A 14,651-nucleotide genomic window follows, 5' to 3' on the forward strand; every position below is an offset into this window, starting at 1 on the left:
TTTTCGCAAATGTTCTTACGAAAAGATGCCACGAATCATTTTGTTATACGGGTAGATGAACTTATACGAAAAACAACAATCTATGCGAAAATAGCCTTTAATAATTGTTTACTGAAAGCTCGCCTTTGCTGATGGCAACTCCTGAGCTCGCTCCAATACGGGTAGCTCCTGCTTTCACTATTGCCACTGCATCTTCACGGCTTCTTACACCGCCCGATGCTTTGACACCAATATCCGGTCCAACTGTTTGACGCATTAGTTCGATATCTTCTACTGTTGCTCCTCCAGTTGAAAAACCTGTAGAGGTTTTTACATAATCTGCTCCTGCTTTAACCGCAAGCTCACAAGCTCTTATTTTTTCTTCCTTTGTAAGCAGACACGTTTCAATAATCACCTTTGATAACGCCTTTCCTTTAGCCGCATCAACCACTGCCCGGATATCTCTTTCGACTAATTCATCATCTCCGTCTCTAAGAGCTCCAATATTTAACACCATATCCACTTCATCCGCGCCATTTTCAAGTGCATTTTTCGTTTCAAATGCTTTTGTTTCAGGAGTGGAGGCCCCAAGCGGAAAGCCTATTACGGTACAGACCTTTACTTCGGGAGTATCTTTAAGCATATGTGCCGCAGTCCGAACCCAAGTTGGGTTTACACATACTGATGCAAAGGCATATTCTTTTGCCTCCTCGACAAGTTTTACAATATCTTCCTTTGTTGCATCTGCTTTCAATAATGTATGGTCAATCATTCTCACAATATTTTGTGTCATCTTGATATTCCCCCTTATTTGTAAAAAGCAATTAACATTCATCTTTACATTGTAACTATATCAAATAAATAAACATTTGTAAAAACTAATATGAACATTATTTTATGGCATTTCTTGTCTATTTTAACGGTTTATTTTTAGGGAAAAGTAAGTCAAAGGGGGAAAATATTTTATGGATAAGCTTGGCGGATTCATTTATCGACACCGAAAACTTGTCCTTTTCTGCTGGTTTTTTGCCATTATCGTATTGGGATTTTTCGCATTGAAACTGCCGACCGTGCTTAGTGGCAATGGCTTTGAATATAAAGGCGAATATAACAAAACGAGACAGATTCTTGAAAAAGAATTTGGACAGCCCAAATCCTCCATTGTCCTTGTGTTTCAACGTGAAAATTCTGTTAGTGATCAGAAATGGAGAGGATTTATTCAAGATACATTTATAAATCTGAAAAATTTCGATGGAGCAAAGGAAATCATCTCTCCCTATGCTCAAAAAGGAATGATAAAAGACGATTATGCCTACGGACTTATTACCTTTAATAAAAAAGCAGAAGCTCTTGGAAAAGAAATTGGCCAATTAAAGCAAAGATTAAAAAATGAAAAAGGTTTAAAGGTAACGATGACAGGTGAACCGGTAATTGTAAAAGACTTGAATACCGCAAGCCAAGAGGACCTTGCCAAAGCTGAAATGATTGGGCTTCCCATTACATTACTTGTTTTAATTCTTGCTTTCGGAGGGTTGGTAGCTGCTGCCATCCCGCTCATTATTGGAGTTGTGTCCATCTTAATTACATTGGGGACGGTTTATTTTTTTAGCTACCAAGCGAATTTAACCATTTTTATTTTAAATATTATTCCGATGATTGGACTTGCCTTAAGTATTGATTTTGCTTTGCTATTTATAAATCGCTATAAGGAAGAACTTCAGCGGAATTCCGTTACGGAAGCTATTAGAATCACCGTCGCAACGGCAGGACGTTCGATTATTTTTTCAGGACTATGTGTGTTTATTGGGCTTTCTGGACTTTGGTTTATCCAAATTGATATTTTTCAAAATGTTGCCCTTGGGGGAATGACTGTCGTTTTCATTTCCGTATTTTGCGCCTTAACGTTTCTTCCTGCCCTCTTGTCGGTAATCGGGAGCAGAATTAATAAATTAAGCCTTTTAAAGACATCGAAAAATCAAACGAGCATTTGGCACCGGTTTGCAGTAATGGTGATGAGGCATCCGATATTTTTAACTCTAATTGCTTTTATGATTTTACTAGTTGGCCTTATTCCTGTAAAACAGATGATTCTAACGATTCCTGGTACAGATTCCCTGCCGCCGAATTATCCTTCGAGAATGGCGTATGATCTATTTCGTGACCATTTTATCCCAAAGGATAAGAGGGATGAGAAAAAAGTAACGGTGATTCTTGAATCAAAGGGGGAGTTTTTAAATAAAGAAAATTTAAGCAAGGCAGAAAAGGTTGTAGAAAAAATTCAGAAGGACAAATTAGTCCGTACAATTAACTCTCCTTTTTCAGTTACTGGGCTCAAACGCTCAGACCAGTTATATCAATTTTTAAAATCTGGAGACAAGCAAAAGGTTATTCCGATTACGGACTATTATCTAAGCGGGAACAAAATGCGTCTGGAAGTATTTTTAAAAACAAGGGAACATTCCTCAAAAGCAAGAAAGTGGGTCGATTCTTGGACGAAACGGGATTTGGGAATCAACGCTGCTTTTGGCGGTACGATTAAATTTGAGCAGGAGATTTTTGATGAAATTTTTACAAAAGCTCCTTACGGGTTATTGTTAATCTTCTCTTCCACCTTTTTGATTCTTATGGCTGCCTTTCGCTCCATACTTATTCCGTTAAAGGCAATTTTAATGAATGTATTAAGCCTTGGATGTACATTCGGGATTGTTGTTTGGATCTTCCAGGAGGGACATTTTGGTTTAAAACCTGTGGATATTGCGTTGATTTTACCGGTGTTTGTGTTCACGCTTGTATTTGGTCTTTCAATGGATTATGAGGTCTTTCTGATTTCCCGGATTCAAGAGTTTTATTTAAAAACAGGTGATAATAGTGAGGCGACGATTGCTGGTTTAACCTATACTAGTAAAATTATTACCTCTGCTGCGGCAATCATGATTGTGGTTACTGGAGCTTTCGCCTTTACTGGTGTAATGCCCATTAAACAATTAGGCGTCGGAATTGCCATTGCCATTTTTATTGATTCAACCATTGTAAGAATGGTATTGGTCCCGGCCTTAATGAAGCTGCTTGGAGATTGGAACTGGTGGTTTTTTGGATATAAAAATAAACAGTTGCGCGAAAATCGCAAAAAGCCAGCCTGAAAAGGCTGGCTTTAACCTATTTTTATGACATATAGGAAAGAACCACTTTTTGTGGAAGATCTTTCACATTTTGCTTTTTACTTTTGATACGTTCACATGAAGGCATTTCGAAAGAAAAATCTTCTACCTCTTGAGGAATAACCCCTTCATTTTTTAATTGTTCAAACACCTTCTGCATCGCTTCTTCAGAGGATAGCTTTTCTTTGGAATTCTTCACTTGAAAACATTCGACACAGGTCTCGATGATATTTTCACCAATTTTTTCTTGGGCAAAAACTAACTGGGCCCCTGCGATTGATTCAACTTCATTATTTTCTAACTCAATTATAGTTGTTTTATTCATCATTGATTACCTCCTGCATTGATACCTCCATTATAGTCAAAAGAAAGTGCTTTTTAGGGGAATACTTCTATTTTTCATTTTTTATTCATATGTTTATGACATTTTTTTGTCAAAGTAGATTTATCCTTTAAAAACTCATACCATTTATTATTTAGACGAATACTACAAATATTACACATTTTGGAGGAGATTGTATTGAGAAAAACTATCTTTTTAATCCTTGCTCTCCTTCTTTTTTGGCAATCCTCCCCTGCACCATCCTTTGCTGTTGAGAGCGGAACTGATACAAGTGAAACAGTTCAATTGCGGATTCTTGAAACAACAGACCTCCATGCATCGCTAGTGAATTATGATTACTACCAGACCAAAGTGGACAACCGAATCGGGCTAATCAAAACGGCTACACTAATTAAACAGGCAAGGAAGGAAGCGGAAAACTCCTTACTTTTTGACAATGGTGACCATTTAAAGGGCAATCCTCTAGGTGAATATTTAGTACGAGTTAGGGGGCTTCACAAAGGAAAAATCCACCCAGTTTACCGTGCCTTTAATTATTTACATTATGATGCGGTTGCCATTGGAAATCACGAATTCAACTATGGGCTGTCCTTTATCAAAAGTGCGTTAAAAGGGCTAAAAATGCCTTATGTAAACGCGAATGTCTATTCCATAAAAACTCAAAAGCCTTATTTTAAACCTTATGTTATGTTAAATAGGAAGGTAGTGGATGAATCTGGAAATGCTCACCCTATTAAAATTGGTGTAATTGGTTTTATGCCAACACAAATCATGAAATGGGATAAAGCAAACCTTGAGGGCAAAGTAATCACTAAACCGATTGTTGATTCTGCAAAGGAATTTGTCCCGCAAATGAAAGCGCAAGGGGCGGATATTATTATCGCTCTTGCCCATACAGGTATTAGCAACGCACCTTATCACCAGGATACCGAACATGCCGTATTTTACCTCACAAAAATTCCAGGAATTGATGCCATCCTTGCCGGACATGCACACAGTATCTTCCCTGGTCCAACTTACAATCATCTGCCAAATACAGACTTAGAATTGGGATTAATCAATGGGAAGCCGGTAGTTATGGCCGGCTCATTTGGCAGCAGACTCGGGATAATTGATTTAAAGCTAAAAAAAATGGCGGGAAAATGGCGGGTTTTACAAAGCAGCTCCACTACATGGGCAATTGCTGATGAAAATGGAAACCCGCTTGTAAAAACAGATAAGGCTCTTTACAAACGAATTAAAGGGGACCATCAGGAAACCGTAGAATTTATAAAAAAACTTGGGCTGTAGCAGTCAAAAATTTGACAATTGAAAATAATTCTCTTTACAGTCGAATACTACCTCTACTATAATAAAAAAGAATATAAATAGGTTGTTTTTATTGGGGGAGTCTGTCAACACAGGCTCCCTTTTGCTTTTTTCAAGCAATACATACAGGAAGAGGGGAAAAAATGTCAACACAGGCAATCATAGCGATAGGTGTATTCCTAATTACCTATGCATTTATCGTTACAGAAAAAATTCATCGGACCATTATTGCAATGGCTGGTGGAATTATGATGGTACTACTCGGAATCGTGAATCAAGAAAAAGCCTTACATCATATTGATTTTAATACACTCGGTTTACTGACGGGGATGATGATCATTGTCGCCATCACCTCCGAAACGGGCTTATTTAATTATATTGCCATCTTTGCAGCAAAAAAAGTTAAGGGCGATCCTATTAAAATCCTTCTGGCTTTGGGATTAATCACTGCACTGGGATCCGCTTTTTTGGATAATGTTACGACCGTCTTGTTAATGGTGCCGGTCACATTTAGTATTACAAGACAATTGCGGGTAAATCCCATCCCTTATTTAATTACAGAAATCATAGCATCCAATGTAGGCGGGACTTCCACCCTGATTGGTGATCCGCCGAATATCATGATTGGCAGTGCAGTAAAGGAACTCACCTTTATGGAGTTTATTTACAATCTCACTGCGATTTCCTTTTTTATTTTGATTGTAAATATTGTTATTCTCGCGTTTATTTATCGAAAGCAGTTGCGTACCACTCCTGAATTAAAAGCGAATTTAATGGATTTAGATGAAAAACAGGAAATTACCGATAAAAAATTATTAGTGAAATGCCTTTTTGCCCTTGCTTTTACAATTTTAGGCTTCTTTTTACATCAGCTACTCCATTTGGAATCGGCATCGGTTGCATTAGCGGGTGCATTTCTTTTACTTATATTATCCGGGGAAAAGCATTTAGAAAAAGCATTTTTAAAGGTTGAGTGGTTGACGATTTTCTTCTTTATTGGATTGTTCGTTCTTGTTTCCGGTTTAATTGAAACAGGAGTTATTTCGTTATTGGCTGATTATTCTGTACACCTTACCGGTGGAAATGTAGCCTCATCCTCCATTCTGATTCTTTGGGTAAGTGCGATTGCATCGGCGTTTATTGATAACATCCCATTTGTTGCGACGATGATTCCAATGATTAAGGACATGGGATCACTTGGAATTAATAATTTAGAGCCACTTTGGTGGAGCCTGTCTCTTGGAGCTTGTCTTGGAGGGAACGGAACTCTCATCGGGGCAAGTGCTAACGTGATTGTGGCTGGATTGGCTGCAAAAGAAGGATACCATATTTCCTTTGGGAAGTTTTTGCTAATTGCTTTTCCATTAATGATTCTGTCCATTATCATTTGTACCGTTTATATTTATTTACGATATTTAATATAAGGAGCTGAAGAGATGAAAGTAATTTATACGTATGATGAGAAGCTTCTGGAATTAAATGAGACAGCAAATGACATCGACACTGAATTTACAATCACCAGCTTGGGCCCGGACATAAAAAAACAGATCTATAAAATTCGGGAAATTTTTAATGAAAATGATGTTTTAACAGATATCCTCGTCTACGCACATGCAAACCAGCGATACCAAATTATTGTCAGAAAAGATTTTTATAATGACTTTATTATTGAGCTTTTTAGACAAAGACTAGTAAAGGAATTAAAATGGTTGTAAATAATAAGGCTGCCATATTTGGCAGCCTTTTGCTTTATTGTATAAGAAATTATAAATTGCTTTTTAGAATGGTCCAGCTCCGGCGCCTCTGCTTTTCTTATTTAATCCATTTCTTTTGAAATTGGGAAATACTTGAATATTCTTCTTTCAATAGCCTTGATAACCGAATATAAATCGGAATAATCTCCTGATACATATTCACATTTGCTTCAATTGGCTCATGGTGGTTTGTTCCCCCAACCATATCGGAAACTACATTTAATGAACTAATTTCTCCTAAACTATACAGCCCTAGGATGGCTGCACCAAGACAGGAACTCTCAAAGCTTTCCGGGATATTCACTGCTTGATTGAAAATATCCGCCATCATTTGCCGCCAAAGCTCAGACCTCGCAAATCCGCCGGTTGCCTGAATACTTTTAGGCTCTCCAATCAATTCCTCCAGGGCAAGGAGCACGGTATATAAATTTAAAATAACTCCTTCTAGAACGGCACGGATTAAATGTTCTTTTTTATGATGCAGTCCTAGTCCAAAAAAAGACCCTCTTGCATTTGAATCCCAAAGTGGTGCTCTCTCTCCTGCCATATAAGGATGAAAAATCAAACCATCTGAGCCGGGGTTTACCTGTTCGGCAATTTCCGTCAAGAGTTCATAAGGATCTTTTCCAAGCCGCTTGGCTGCCTCGACCTCCGAGGCACCAAGTTGATCGCGAACCCAGCGAAAAATCATTCCGCCATTATTAACCGCTCCGCCAATCACCCAATGATTTTCCGTTAAAGCATAGCAAAAAATTCTTCCCTTTGGATCGGTTACAGGCTTATCCGTTACGGCGCGAATCGCACCGCTTGTCCCAATCGTTACAGCCACAACTCCCGGTTCAATGGCATTAACACCTAAATTTGAAAGGACTCCGTCACTTGCCCCAACAACAAAAGGAATATCTGCCGGAAGTAACAATTCCTCTGCCATTTTTTCATCTAATCCAGTGATACTAAAGGTTGTAGAAACCGGCTTAGATAGCTGATCACTTGTAACCCCAGCTACTTTTAGGGCCTCTTCATCCCATGTAAGTGACTTTAAATTGAACATCCCGGTAGCAGATGCTATCGAATAATCAATGACAAATTGTTTAAATAATTTATAAAATATAAATTCCTTAATCGAAATAAATTTATTCGTTTTCTTAAATAATTCCGGCTCCTCTTCCTTAAGCCACAATAATTTGGATAGAGGTGACATTGGATGAATGGGAGTGCCTGTTCGAAGGTAAATTTCATGTCCATTCAATTCTTTTAAAATTTTTTCTGTCCATTTAGCACTTCGGTTATCAGCCCAGGTAATGCAGCGAGTAAGCGGTTTTCCGGATTCATCCACCGCAATCACACTATGCATGGCTGAGCTAAATGAGACACAAAGGATATCACTTGGTGAAACTTTACTATTCTTTATTACGGTTTTAATGGTTTGAATGACTGCTGAAAAAATTTCTTCCGGATCTTGTTCAGCCGTTGCAGGGGTAGGGCTGAATAATGGGTATTCAATCCCATGTCTTTCAATAACTGTACCGTTTGCTGAAAATAAAACAGATTTTGTACTGGTTGTGCCAATATCAACACCAATGACGTATTTTGAGTTCATCTTAAAAGCCTCCTTCATGGGAACCGTTTTAAATGGTTCCCATGAAATTTTATCATATATTCTTTTCAATACTTTTAGTATCTGACATTTTAATGAATAGGAATCAACAAAAACCAAAAACAGGTGCATCTGCAAGATTCAATTCTTCGGCGACTTCCAATGCTATTGTGCCCATAATTGAAATAACCCTTCTGTTATTCCCAGATTATATATATAGTAGATTCCGAAAATAAAACTGACTGAACCGGCAATTTGAGTTAAAAATCGATTTAGCCCCTTGCTTTTTTTACTATATACAAATGGTATCCCAATAATAGTCGTAAACATCAGCATGCCAATGATTGTTCCCATACCAAAAATCAAAATATATAGGGCACATTGCCAGACGGTGGAAACGGTAGACATGGTCAATAACACCATTGCCGCACTTCCTGCTAAACCATGAATGAATCCAATAATGGTAATTTTTATTAAAGAAGCCCGTTCACTAGACTTTATGTTTTGCTTAGAATCTATCTTTTTCATAAAAACCATGCTTTTGATACCTAAATACACAAGCATAATACCAACTAGAAATTCAAGCGACATCGCCCATTTATCCGAAAGTTCCCCCTTCAAAATAACCAAAATCATTCCGACTATAAACAATGTGCTTGTATGACCAATACCCCAAAATACGCCGGTCAAAGTAGAACGGGAAAGTTTTTTACTATTACTCACCATCGTCGATACGGCAATAATATGGTCAGGTTCAATCGAATGCTTGATTCCTAAAATAAATCCAAGAAATAAAACCGAGATAAAACTCATGAACATTTATGTTTTTCCTCCCCTCTGATAAGAAAAGCGCAAGCGCCTTGTTCAGCCTCAGGCATAGCATAAGACAAGCCGGCGAGAAGGTTGCTCTTTAACCTTCTTGACGGCTTGGCTGTAGACCATCGAGGGGCAGGACGCTTGCGCTGGACAATTCACAAAGTCGAAAATTTTTTGCTTTCTTTACTTTTCAAAAAACAACTCGGTTGGCCTACGTCTCTTCCCCCATTACGCGCCAAACTTGTTCATAGACTTTTTTCAATGGAATATGATGCTGCTCTGCAATCGTTTTACATTCTTCAAATTCCGGTGCTCTTTGTACAACGAGGCCATCATAAATTCCTTCTTTTACGGTCACAGTTCCCCAGTTTGTCTCAACCTTTTTAAAGGTTCTTTCTAATCGATGAACCGTTAATGGATAATACCGAACTCCGAGTGTTGTCGTTTCTCTAAAGAGGATTTGTTTCATTGTATTTACTTTATTGAGTGAACAAAGCAGTTGAAGCAATATGCCCGGTCTGTTTTTTTTCATGTAAATAGGAGTATAGAAAACATCATTTGCCCCTGCTTCGAATAATAAGTCCATTACATATCCAAGCCATTCGCCTGGTATATCATCAAGGTTAACTTCCATTTTGACCATATGATCGTCAAGATGTTCATTGTCCGGTGGATGAGAAGCCATTTTGTTACTCTCCTCTCATGAGTGTTCAGTTTACTCCCCAATAATGACTCGAAGGACATTAGGATGATCGGCAAAGGTTTTCGTTCCAGCACCATAGCCAATTGCTTGAACCTTCATAGATGGATGGGAACAAAATTCTTCTGCAAGGACCGCGACAATTGCCGCACCTGTTGGAGTAGTAAGTTCCGCTCTGATATTCGATTGTTCAATTGGTACTCCTTTTAAGATTTCGAGTGTTGCCGGTGCTGGAACTGGATAGATACCATGGTCAATATGTATTCTCCCCGCCCCAACTGGAATAGGTGATGACTTGATTACGTTAATAGCCAATTGATGCACCAGGATTGCTGCTCCAATTATATCGATAATTGAATCAACCGCTCCAACTTCATGAAAATGAACCTTCTCTAACGGTATCCCATGAATTAGTCCTTCCGCTTCACCAATTCTTTTAAAAATTTTCAAAGCTGTTTCCTCTACTTGTTGAGAAAAACCAGCGCTTTTGATTAACTCAACGATATCCTGATAAGAACGATGGTCATGATGATGGTGGTGATGCCCATGCTCATGATTATGATGATGGTCATGATCGTGAGCATGCTCGTGCTCGTGGTGATGGTCATGATTGTGCTCATGCTCATGACTGTGACCATGGTCATGTTTATGAGCATGGTGATGAAGGTCATGCCTTCCCTCAATAGAGTTATTCACCAATTTCACGTCAAATTTCGTACTGGTAATTCCATTTTTCACAATCTTTTTCCACTGTAATTTATATTCATCTTCAATTTGAAGCTTTTTTAGTTCTTCTATAAGTTGATTGGGATCTGCACCAGCATCGATGAGTGAACCAATCACCATATCCCCGCTGATACCTGAAAAGCAATCAAAATAGAGTGTTTTCATTTTTTCCTGCCCCTTTTTGTGCAAGTTGATGAATTAAAACCGCGTTATATCCCCCGCCGAATCCGTTATCTATATTTACGACACTGATTCCGGACGCACAGGAGTTTAACATGGTTAATAAAGCTGATAGACCATTGAAATTGGCTCCATACCCAATGCTTGTCGGAACCGCAATAACAGGATGGGAAACGAGTCCACCTACCACACTGGGAAGTGCCCCTTCCATCCCCGCAACGACAACCGAGACCGTGGCATTTTGGATTTCTTCCAGATGATTGAACAACCGATGAATTCCGGCAACTCCCACATCATAAATACGATGAACATTACTCCCCAGTACTTCTGCCGTGACGGCCGCTTCTTCTGCAACCTTTAGATCAGATGTCCCTGCGCAAATTACTGCAATGTATCCATCGGCGTTTTCTTCGGAACACGTTTCATCTTTCCAAAATAAAATTCGAGCCGTATCATTATAAATAAATTCAGGACAAACATTTTGAATGATTTCTGCTTTTTCTTTAGAAACTCGAGTTACTAGAACTTGATGATTTCGTGACCTTAGTGATTGAATAATCGAAATGATTTGTTCTGCTGTCTTACCTTCACCGTAAACAACCTCTGGAAATCCCTGGCGCTTTTTTCGATGGTGGTCAACTTTGGCAAAACCCAGGTTCTCAAATGTTGCTAATTGTTTTTTGGCTTCTTGTACGCTAAGGGTACCTTTTTGAACTTGATTCAATATATCTTCAAGCATACTAATCCCCCCTGACGTTAAAAGTTGATTATTTTTAATAGAAAAAGCTTTGGTGCTTCTGCCAAAGCCTTTCTTTTTGCATGTATTTTTCAGATTTCTTTAAGATGAAACAAATGGTGATTAGGCCAGCACTTTGTTCATGCTTCCGCTCTGATAGCCAATTAAATCTAATGTTATATATTTATATCCGTATTCTTGAAGATTCCTTGTAATTGAATCATGAGAATCTAAAATGGTTTTCATATCTGCAGGCTCAACTTCAATTCTAGCAATATCCTGATGGGTACGGACACGAACCTGGCGAATTCCAAGAGATTTAATATAGTTTTCTGCCTTTTCGACCTTTGTAAGCTTTTCTTTTGTAATATACTCGCCATAGGCAATCCTTGATGAAAGACAGGCAAATGACGGTTTATCCCATGTAGGCAAATCAAACTTCCGTGAAAGTTCACGAATTTCTTCTTTAAACAAATTAGCTTCTTGAAGCGGACCGCGGATCCCTTTCTCTTTAGCAGCCTGCATGCCGGGGCGGTACTCATTCATATCATCTGCAATCACACCATAAATGACGTTTTGAAAACCCTTTGCTTCCATGACTGGAATTAATGAATCAAATAAACTACTTTTACAAAAATAGCATCTGTTTTTATTATTCTCTGCATATCCCGGAATCGCCAATTCAGAAGTTTCAATCACTTGATGTTTGACCCCAATCCTGTCCGCAAGTGCTTTTGCTTCTACAAGTTCATTTGATGGATAGGTTTCCGAGTCAGCCGTCACCGCAAGCACATAATCTGAGCCTAATGTATCAACTGCTGCTTTTAATAGAAAGGTACTGTCGACACCCCCAGAGAAAGCCACAACGACAGACCCCATTTCACGGAGAATAGACGTCAATTGGTTATATTTTTCAGTTAACATTGTCCCATCTCCCATCACTTTTTCTTTTGCCAACCACTGTTAACTTATTTTATTTATTTTTACATTATGTTTCTTTTTAAATTGTCATGCTTCCAAAGCCGCCATCAACCCGAATCAATGCTCCGGTTACAAAGCTTGAAGCTTTTTCCGATGCAAGCCAAACGGTTGTACCTTTAAGTTCCTCAGCCTCACCAAAGCGTTTCATTGGAGTATGTCTCATGATATCTTCGATTCTTTCTTTATCTAAAATTTTGCGATTTTGTTCGGCAGGGAAAAATCCTGGGATGATCGCATTTACACGAATCCCATTTGGCGCGAACTCACGTGCCAAAAATTGTGTAACACTATTAATCCCTGCTTTTGATACAGAGTAAGTAAATACTCTTGAAAGTGGTGTTGTGGATGAAACAGATGAAATATTAATAATGCTGCCCTTTCTTTCCTGTTCAATCATTTTTTTGGCAAAAATTTGACAGGTTAGGACAATCCCTTTTAAGTTTATGTCCATGATTTTGTCCCATTCATCCGTGCTAATATCAAAGAATGGTGTCGCACTATTTGTTCCAGGCGCATTCAAAACAATATCCCAGCCGCCGGACCATTGCTCAATTTCATTTGCTGCAGATATTAAAGATTCTTTTGAACTGACATCTGCTGAAAATGCCTTTGCTTCGCCACCGTTTTGTTCGATTTCCTTTACAACTTCCTCCGCTTTTTCAAGGTTTCGGCCGACGATAGCCACCTTTGCTCCATGTTCTGCCAACCCTTTTGCCATCGCAGATCCTAATACACCATTTCCCCCAATTGCAACTGCCACTTTTCCTGTTAAATCAAATAATTGTGCCATTTATCTTCTCTCCCTTATTCTCAAAATAAATTTCCGTTTTCATCAAAAGCAAAATCGTAAACATCTGATATTTGTTCCATATTTGGATGCTGCTTCACATAATCGAGTAAAGGCTCGGAAACTTCAATTTCACTTAGAACTAAAGTATTTTTAATCCGTACTAGTTTTACGTCAGTAAAATCTAATATATTGCATGTTTTCACAGCTGCTTGGATGGCCATTGTATCATTAGGCAAGGTGGTCGCAATTTTTGTAGGAGCACAAACAGTTGAAGTTAAACCATTCGCATAGGTCCCTTCCCGGTCCATTTTGTCTAAAAGACGTTGTGTCGTAAAATCTGCTGTTCCTACACCATTGGCATTGCCCTCCGACTGTGGAGTTACGTCAAGAACAATCATCTTGTTCACATCGGGACCACCAGAAGCATATGGAGTCGGGTATCTGCCTGTGATATTCGGGTCCATCCCATCACCCGAGATATTTTTGCCAATTTCATCAATCAAGAGAACATCCAATTGATCAAAATAAAGCTTTGGTAATAATGATTTGGCTTGCTTCTGTAAATCTGGTTCTTTTTCTATAACCTCTTCCGGAGTTAGGACTTCTACAACCGCCACTTTATCAAAGGCATTTTCAACGGTTGCAACCCCGAAAAGGAAAGGTGTTTTCTCCATAATAATCTTGGCCATTGCCGGTACATTTTCTGCCATATATTTAAATCCCATTTGATGACAGGCTTCTGCCCCTTTTTGCTTCCCTAATCCGATACTAATCATTTTCATAATTCCGCTTTCAACTGGTCCACGAAAAGCAGTGTGCGGTTTTACACGATTAATGACTACAATCCCATCGGCTTCTGAAGCGTATTTATCCACGTATACCGGTAATCCATTTGGCAATTCGCCGATTTTCACCACTTCCATGGACGAGCGAATTTCAGCGCCAACACTTTGTTCCGTCACTCCCAGGTGCTCCAAAACGGCCCGCTGACCTTCAGCCGTTGCTCCGCCATGACTTCCCATACTCGGGACAATAAATGGTTTTGCACCCAAACCTTTTAAAAATTGAACAGTTACAGCCGTAAGCTCTACAATTCGGTCCAGCCCCCGGCTTCCAACCGCAATAGCAATTTCCATACCGGGTTGAATTTTATTGGTAATGACATCGCGCTTTAATTTCTCACTTAAAGCCTGTCCGAGGTCATCAATCTTTTTATTGTCAAATTTCACTTTAACTTTTGCCATTTTTGGAACTGGAATATCTTTCAACAACTCTTGAAGTATACCCATAACCGCTTCACTCCTTTTCATTCATATCAAGTCTTCCACTTGTGATTTAATTCCATGTAATGTTCAAAAACTATTTTTCTTATGTAAACCCTTGTAATCCTTTTCATATTAATCTTTAAAGATATTTTTTAAATTCGTAAATTAATTTGTTTACCAAACAAATTAATTAACTGTATAATAACATTATGGTTTATTTACGTCAATATTTATGAAAATTTTCCTTTATTAAGGCTCTTTTCGTAAACTTTGTTGCTTTTAGACCTTAATAAGGGTCAAATACTTAAGTTTCTAGGC

12 protein-coding genes and 1 pseudogene are annotated in these 14,651 nt (G+C 38.6%); 4 read left to right on the forward strand and 9 right to left on the reverse strand.

The window, feature by feature from the left end:
* Positions 1 to 97: 97 nt before the first annotated feature.
* On the reverse strand, positions 98 to 772 hold the full coding sequence (gene deoC, locus BIV60_RS24975) for a deoxyribose-phosphate aldolase (protein ID WP_071358409.1): 675 nt from the start codon (positions 770 to 772) through the stop codon (positions 98 to 100).
* Between the two features lie 172 nt (positions 773 to 944).
* Between deoC and BIV60_RS24980 the strand changes: the two genes are divergently transcribed.
* Positions 945 to 3,119 carry an MMPL family transporter gene (locus tag BIV60_RS24980; RefSeq protein ID WP_071358410.1) on the forward strand — a complete coding sequence of 725 codons (2,175 nt, stop codon included), beginning with the start codon at positions 945 to 947 and terminating at the stop codon, positions 3,117 to 3,119.
* A gap of 22 nt (positions 3,120 to 3,141) precedes the next feature.
* On the opposite strand, the gene BIV60_RS24985 is transcribed toward BIV60_RS24980, so the two are convergent.
* Complete coding sequence (locus BIV60_RS24985) at positions 3,142 to 3,462, reverse strand: hypothetical protein (RefSeq protein WP_141770551.1); 321 nt, start codon at positions 3,460 to 3,462, stop codon at positions 3,142 to 3,144.
* Between the two features lie 195 nt (positions 3,463 to 3,657).
* On the opposite strand from BIV60_RS24985, the gene BIV60_RS24990 reads away from it, so the two are divergent.
* The 3 genes from BIV60_RS24990 to BIV60_RS25000 all read left to right on the forward strand — a co-directional run bounded on the left by BIV60_RS24990 (position 3,658) and on the right by BIV60_RS25000 (position 6,503).
* A complete protein-coding gene (locus BIV60_RS24990; protein WP_071358412.1) occupies positions 3,658 to 4,770 on the forward strand; it encodes a metallophosphoesterase in 1,113 nt (370 codons plus the stop codon).
* A gap of 161 nt (positions 4,771 to 4,931) precedes the next feature.
* Positions 4,932 to 6,212 carry an ArsB/NhaD family transporter gene (locus tag BIV60_RS24995; RefSeq protein WP_071358413.1) on the forward strand — a complete coding sequence of 427 codons (1,281 nt, stop codon included), beginning with the start codon at positions 4,932 to 4,934 and terminating at the stop codon, positions 6,210 to 6,212.
* Positions 6,213 to 6,224: 12 nt separating this feature from the next.
* Complete coding sequence (locus BIV60_RS25000; protein WP_071358414.1) at positions 6,225 to 6,503, forward strand: hypothetical protein; 279 nt, start codon at positions 6,225 to 6,227, stop codon at positions 6,501 to 6,503.
* 97 nt (positions 6,504 to 6,600) lie between these two features.
* Here BIV60_RS25000 and gntK read toward each other — a convergent pair whose 3' ends face one another.
* The 7 genes and pseudogenes from gntK to BIV60_RS25040 form a co-directional block, all read right to left on the reverse strand.
* Entirely contained in the window at positions 6,601 to 8,142 is a 1,542-nt protein-coding gene (gene gntK / locus BIV60_RS25005; protein WP_071358415.1) for a gluconokinase, read from the reverse strand.
* Positions 8,143 to 8,304: 162 nt separating this feature from the next.
* Positions 8,305 to 8,958, reverse strand: coding sequence for a HoxN/HupN/NixA family nickel/cobalt transporter (locus tag BIV60_RS25010; protein ID WP_071358416.1), 654 nt, complete (start codon positions 8,956 to 8,958; stop codon positions 8,305 to 8,307).
* A 208-nt stretch (positions 8,959 to 9,166) separates the two neighbouring features.
* Positions 9,167 to 10,546 (reverse strand): annotated as a pseudogene (gene larC, locus BIV60_RS30655) (nickel pincer cofactor biosynthesis protein LarC).
* Positions 10,527 to 11,300 (reverse strand): nickel pincer cofactor biosynthesis protein LarB, encoded by a 774-nt coding sequence (gene larB, locus BIV60_RS25025; RefSeq protein ID WP_071358419.1) that lies wholly within the window; start codon positions 11,298 to 11,300, stop codon positions 10,527 to 10,529. The pseudogene larC and the gene larB overlap by 20 nt, the downstream one beginning before the upstream one ends.
* A 120-nt stretch (positions 11,301 to 11,420) precedes the next feature.
* Complete coding sequence (gene larE / locus BIV60_RS25030; protein ID WP_071358420.1) at positions 11,421 to 12,221, reverse strand: ATP-dependent sacrificial sulfur transferase LarE; 801 nt, start codon at positions 12,219 to 12,221, stop codon at positions 11,421 to 11,423.
* Positions 12,222 to 12,297: 76 nt separating this feature from the next.
* Positions 12,298 to 13,068 carry an SDR family oxidoreductase gene (locus tag BIV60_RS25035; RefSeq protein ID WP_071358421.1) on the reverse strand — a complete coding sequence of 257 codons (771 nt, stop codon included), beginning with the start codon at positions 13,066 to 13,068 and terminating at the stop codon, positions 12,298 to 12,300.
* A 20-nt stretch (positions 13,069 to 13,088) separates the two neighbouring features.
* Complete coding sequence (locus BIV60_RS25040; RefSeq protein ID WP_071358422.1) at positions 13,089 to 14,357, reverse strand: nickel pincer cofactor-dependent isomerase, group 22; 1,269 nt, start codon at positions 14,355 to 14,357, stop codon at positions 13,089 to 13,091.
* Between the last annotated feature and the right edge of the window lie 294 nt (positions 14,358 to 14,651).

Origin of the sequence: Bacillus sp. MUM 116, from assembly GCF_001866655.1 — a bacterium.
Taxonomy (GTDB): Bacteria; Bacillota; Bacilli; order Bacillales; family Cytobacillaceae; genus Neobacillus.

Bases quoted from the DNA above. Each gene is read 5' to 3' on its own strand.
- deoC (WP_071358409.1), bottom strand. From the start codon at position 772: ATGACACAAAATATTGTGAGAATGATTGACCATACATTATTGAAAGCA.
- BIV60_RS24980 (WP_071358410.1), top strand. From the start codon at position 945: ATGGATAAGCTTGGCGGATTCATTTATCGACACCGAAAACTTGTCCTT.
- BIV60_RS24985 (WP_141770551.1), bottom strand. From the start codon at position 3,462: ATGAATAAAACAACTATAATTGAGTTAGAAAATAATGAAGTTGAATCA.
- BIV60_RS24995 (WP_071358413.1), top strand. From the start codon at position 4,932: ATGTCAACACAGGCAATCATAGCGATAGGTGTATTCCTAATTACCTAT.
- BIV60_RS25000 (WP_071358414.1), top strand. From the start codon at position 6,225: ATGAAAGTAATTTATACGTATGATGAGAAGCTTCTGGAATTAAATGAG.
- gntK (WP_071358415.1), bottom strand. From the start codon at position 8,142: ATGAACTCAAAATACGTCATTGGTGTTGATATTGGCACAACCAGTACA.
- BIV60_RS25010 (WP_071358416.1), bottom strand. From the start codon at position 8,958: ATGTTCATGAGTTTTATCTCGGTTTTATTTCTTGGATTTATTTTAGGA.
- larB (WP_071358419.1), bottom strand. From the start codon at position 11,300: ATGCTTGAAGATATATTGAATCAAGTTCAAAAAGGTACCCTTAGCGTA.
- larE (WP_071358420.1), bottom strand. From the start codon at position 12,221: ATGTTAACTGAAAAATATAACCAATTGACGTCTATTCTCCGTGAAATG.
- BIV60_RS25035 (WP_071358421.1), bottom strand. From the start codon at position 13,068: ATGGCACAATTATTTGATTTAACAGGAAAAGTGGCAGTTGCAATTGGG.
- BIV60_RS25040 (WP_071358422.1), bottom strand. From the start codon at position 14,357: ATGGGTATACTTCAAGAGTTGTTGAAAGATATTCCAGTTCCAAAAATG.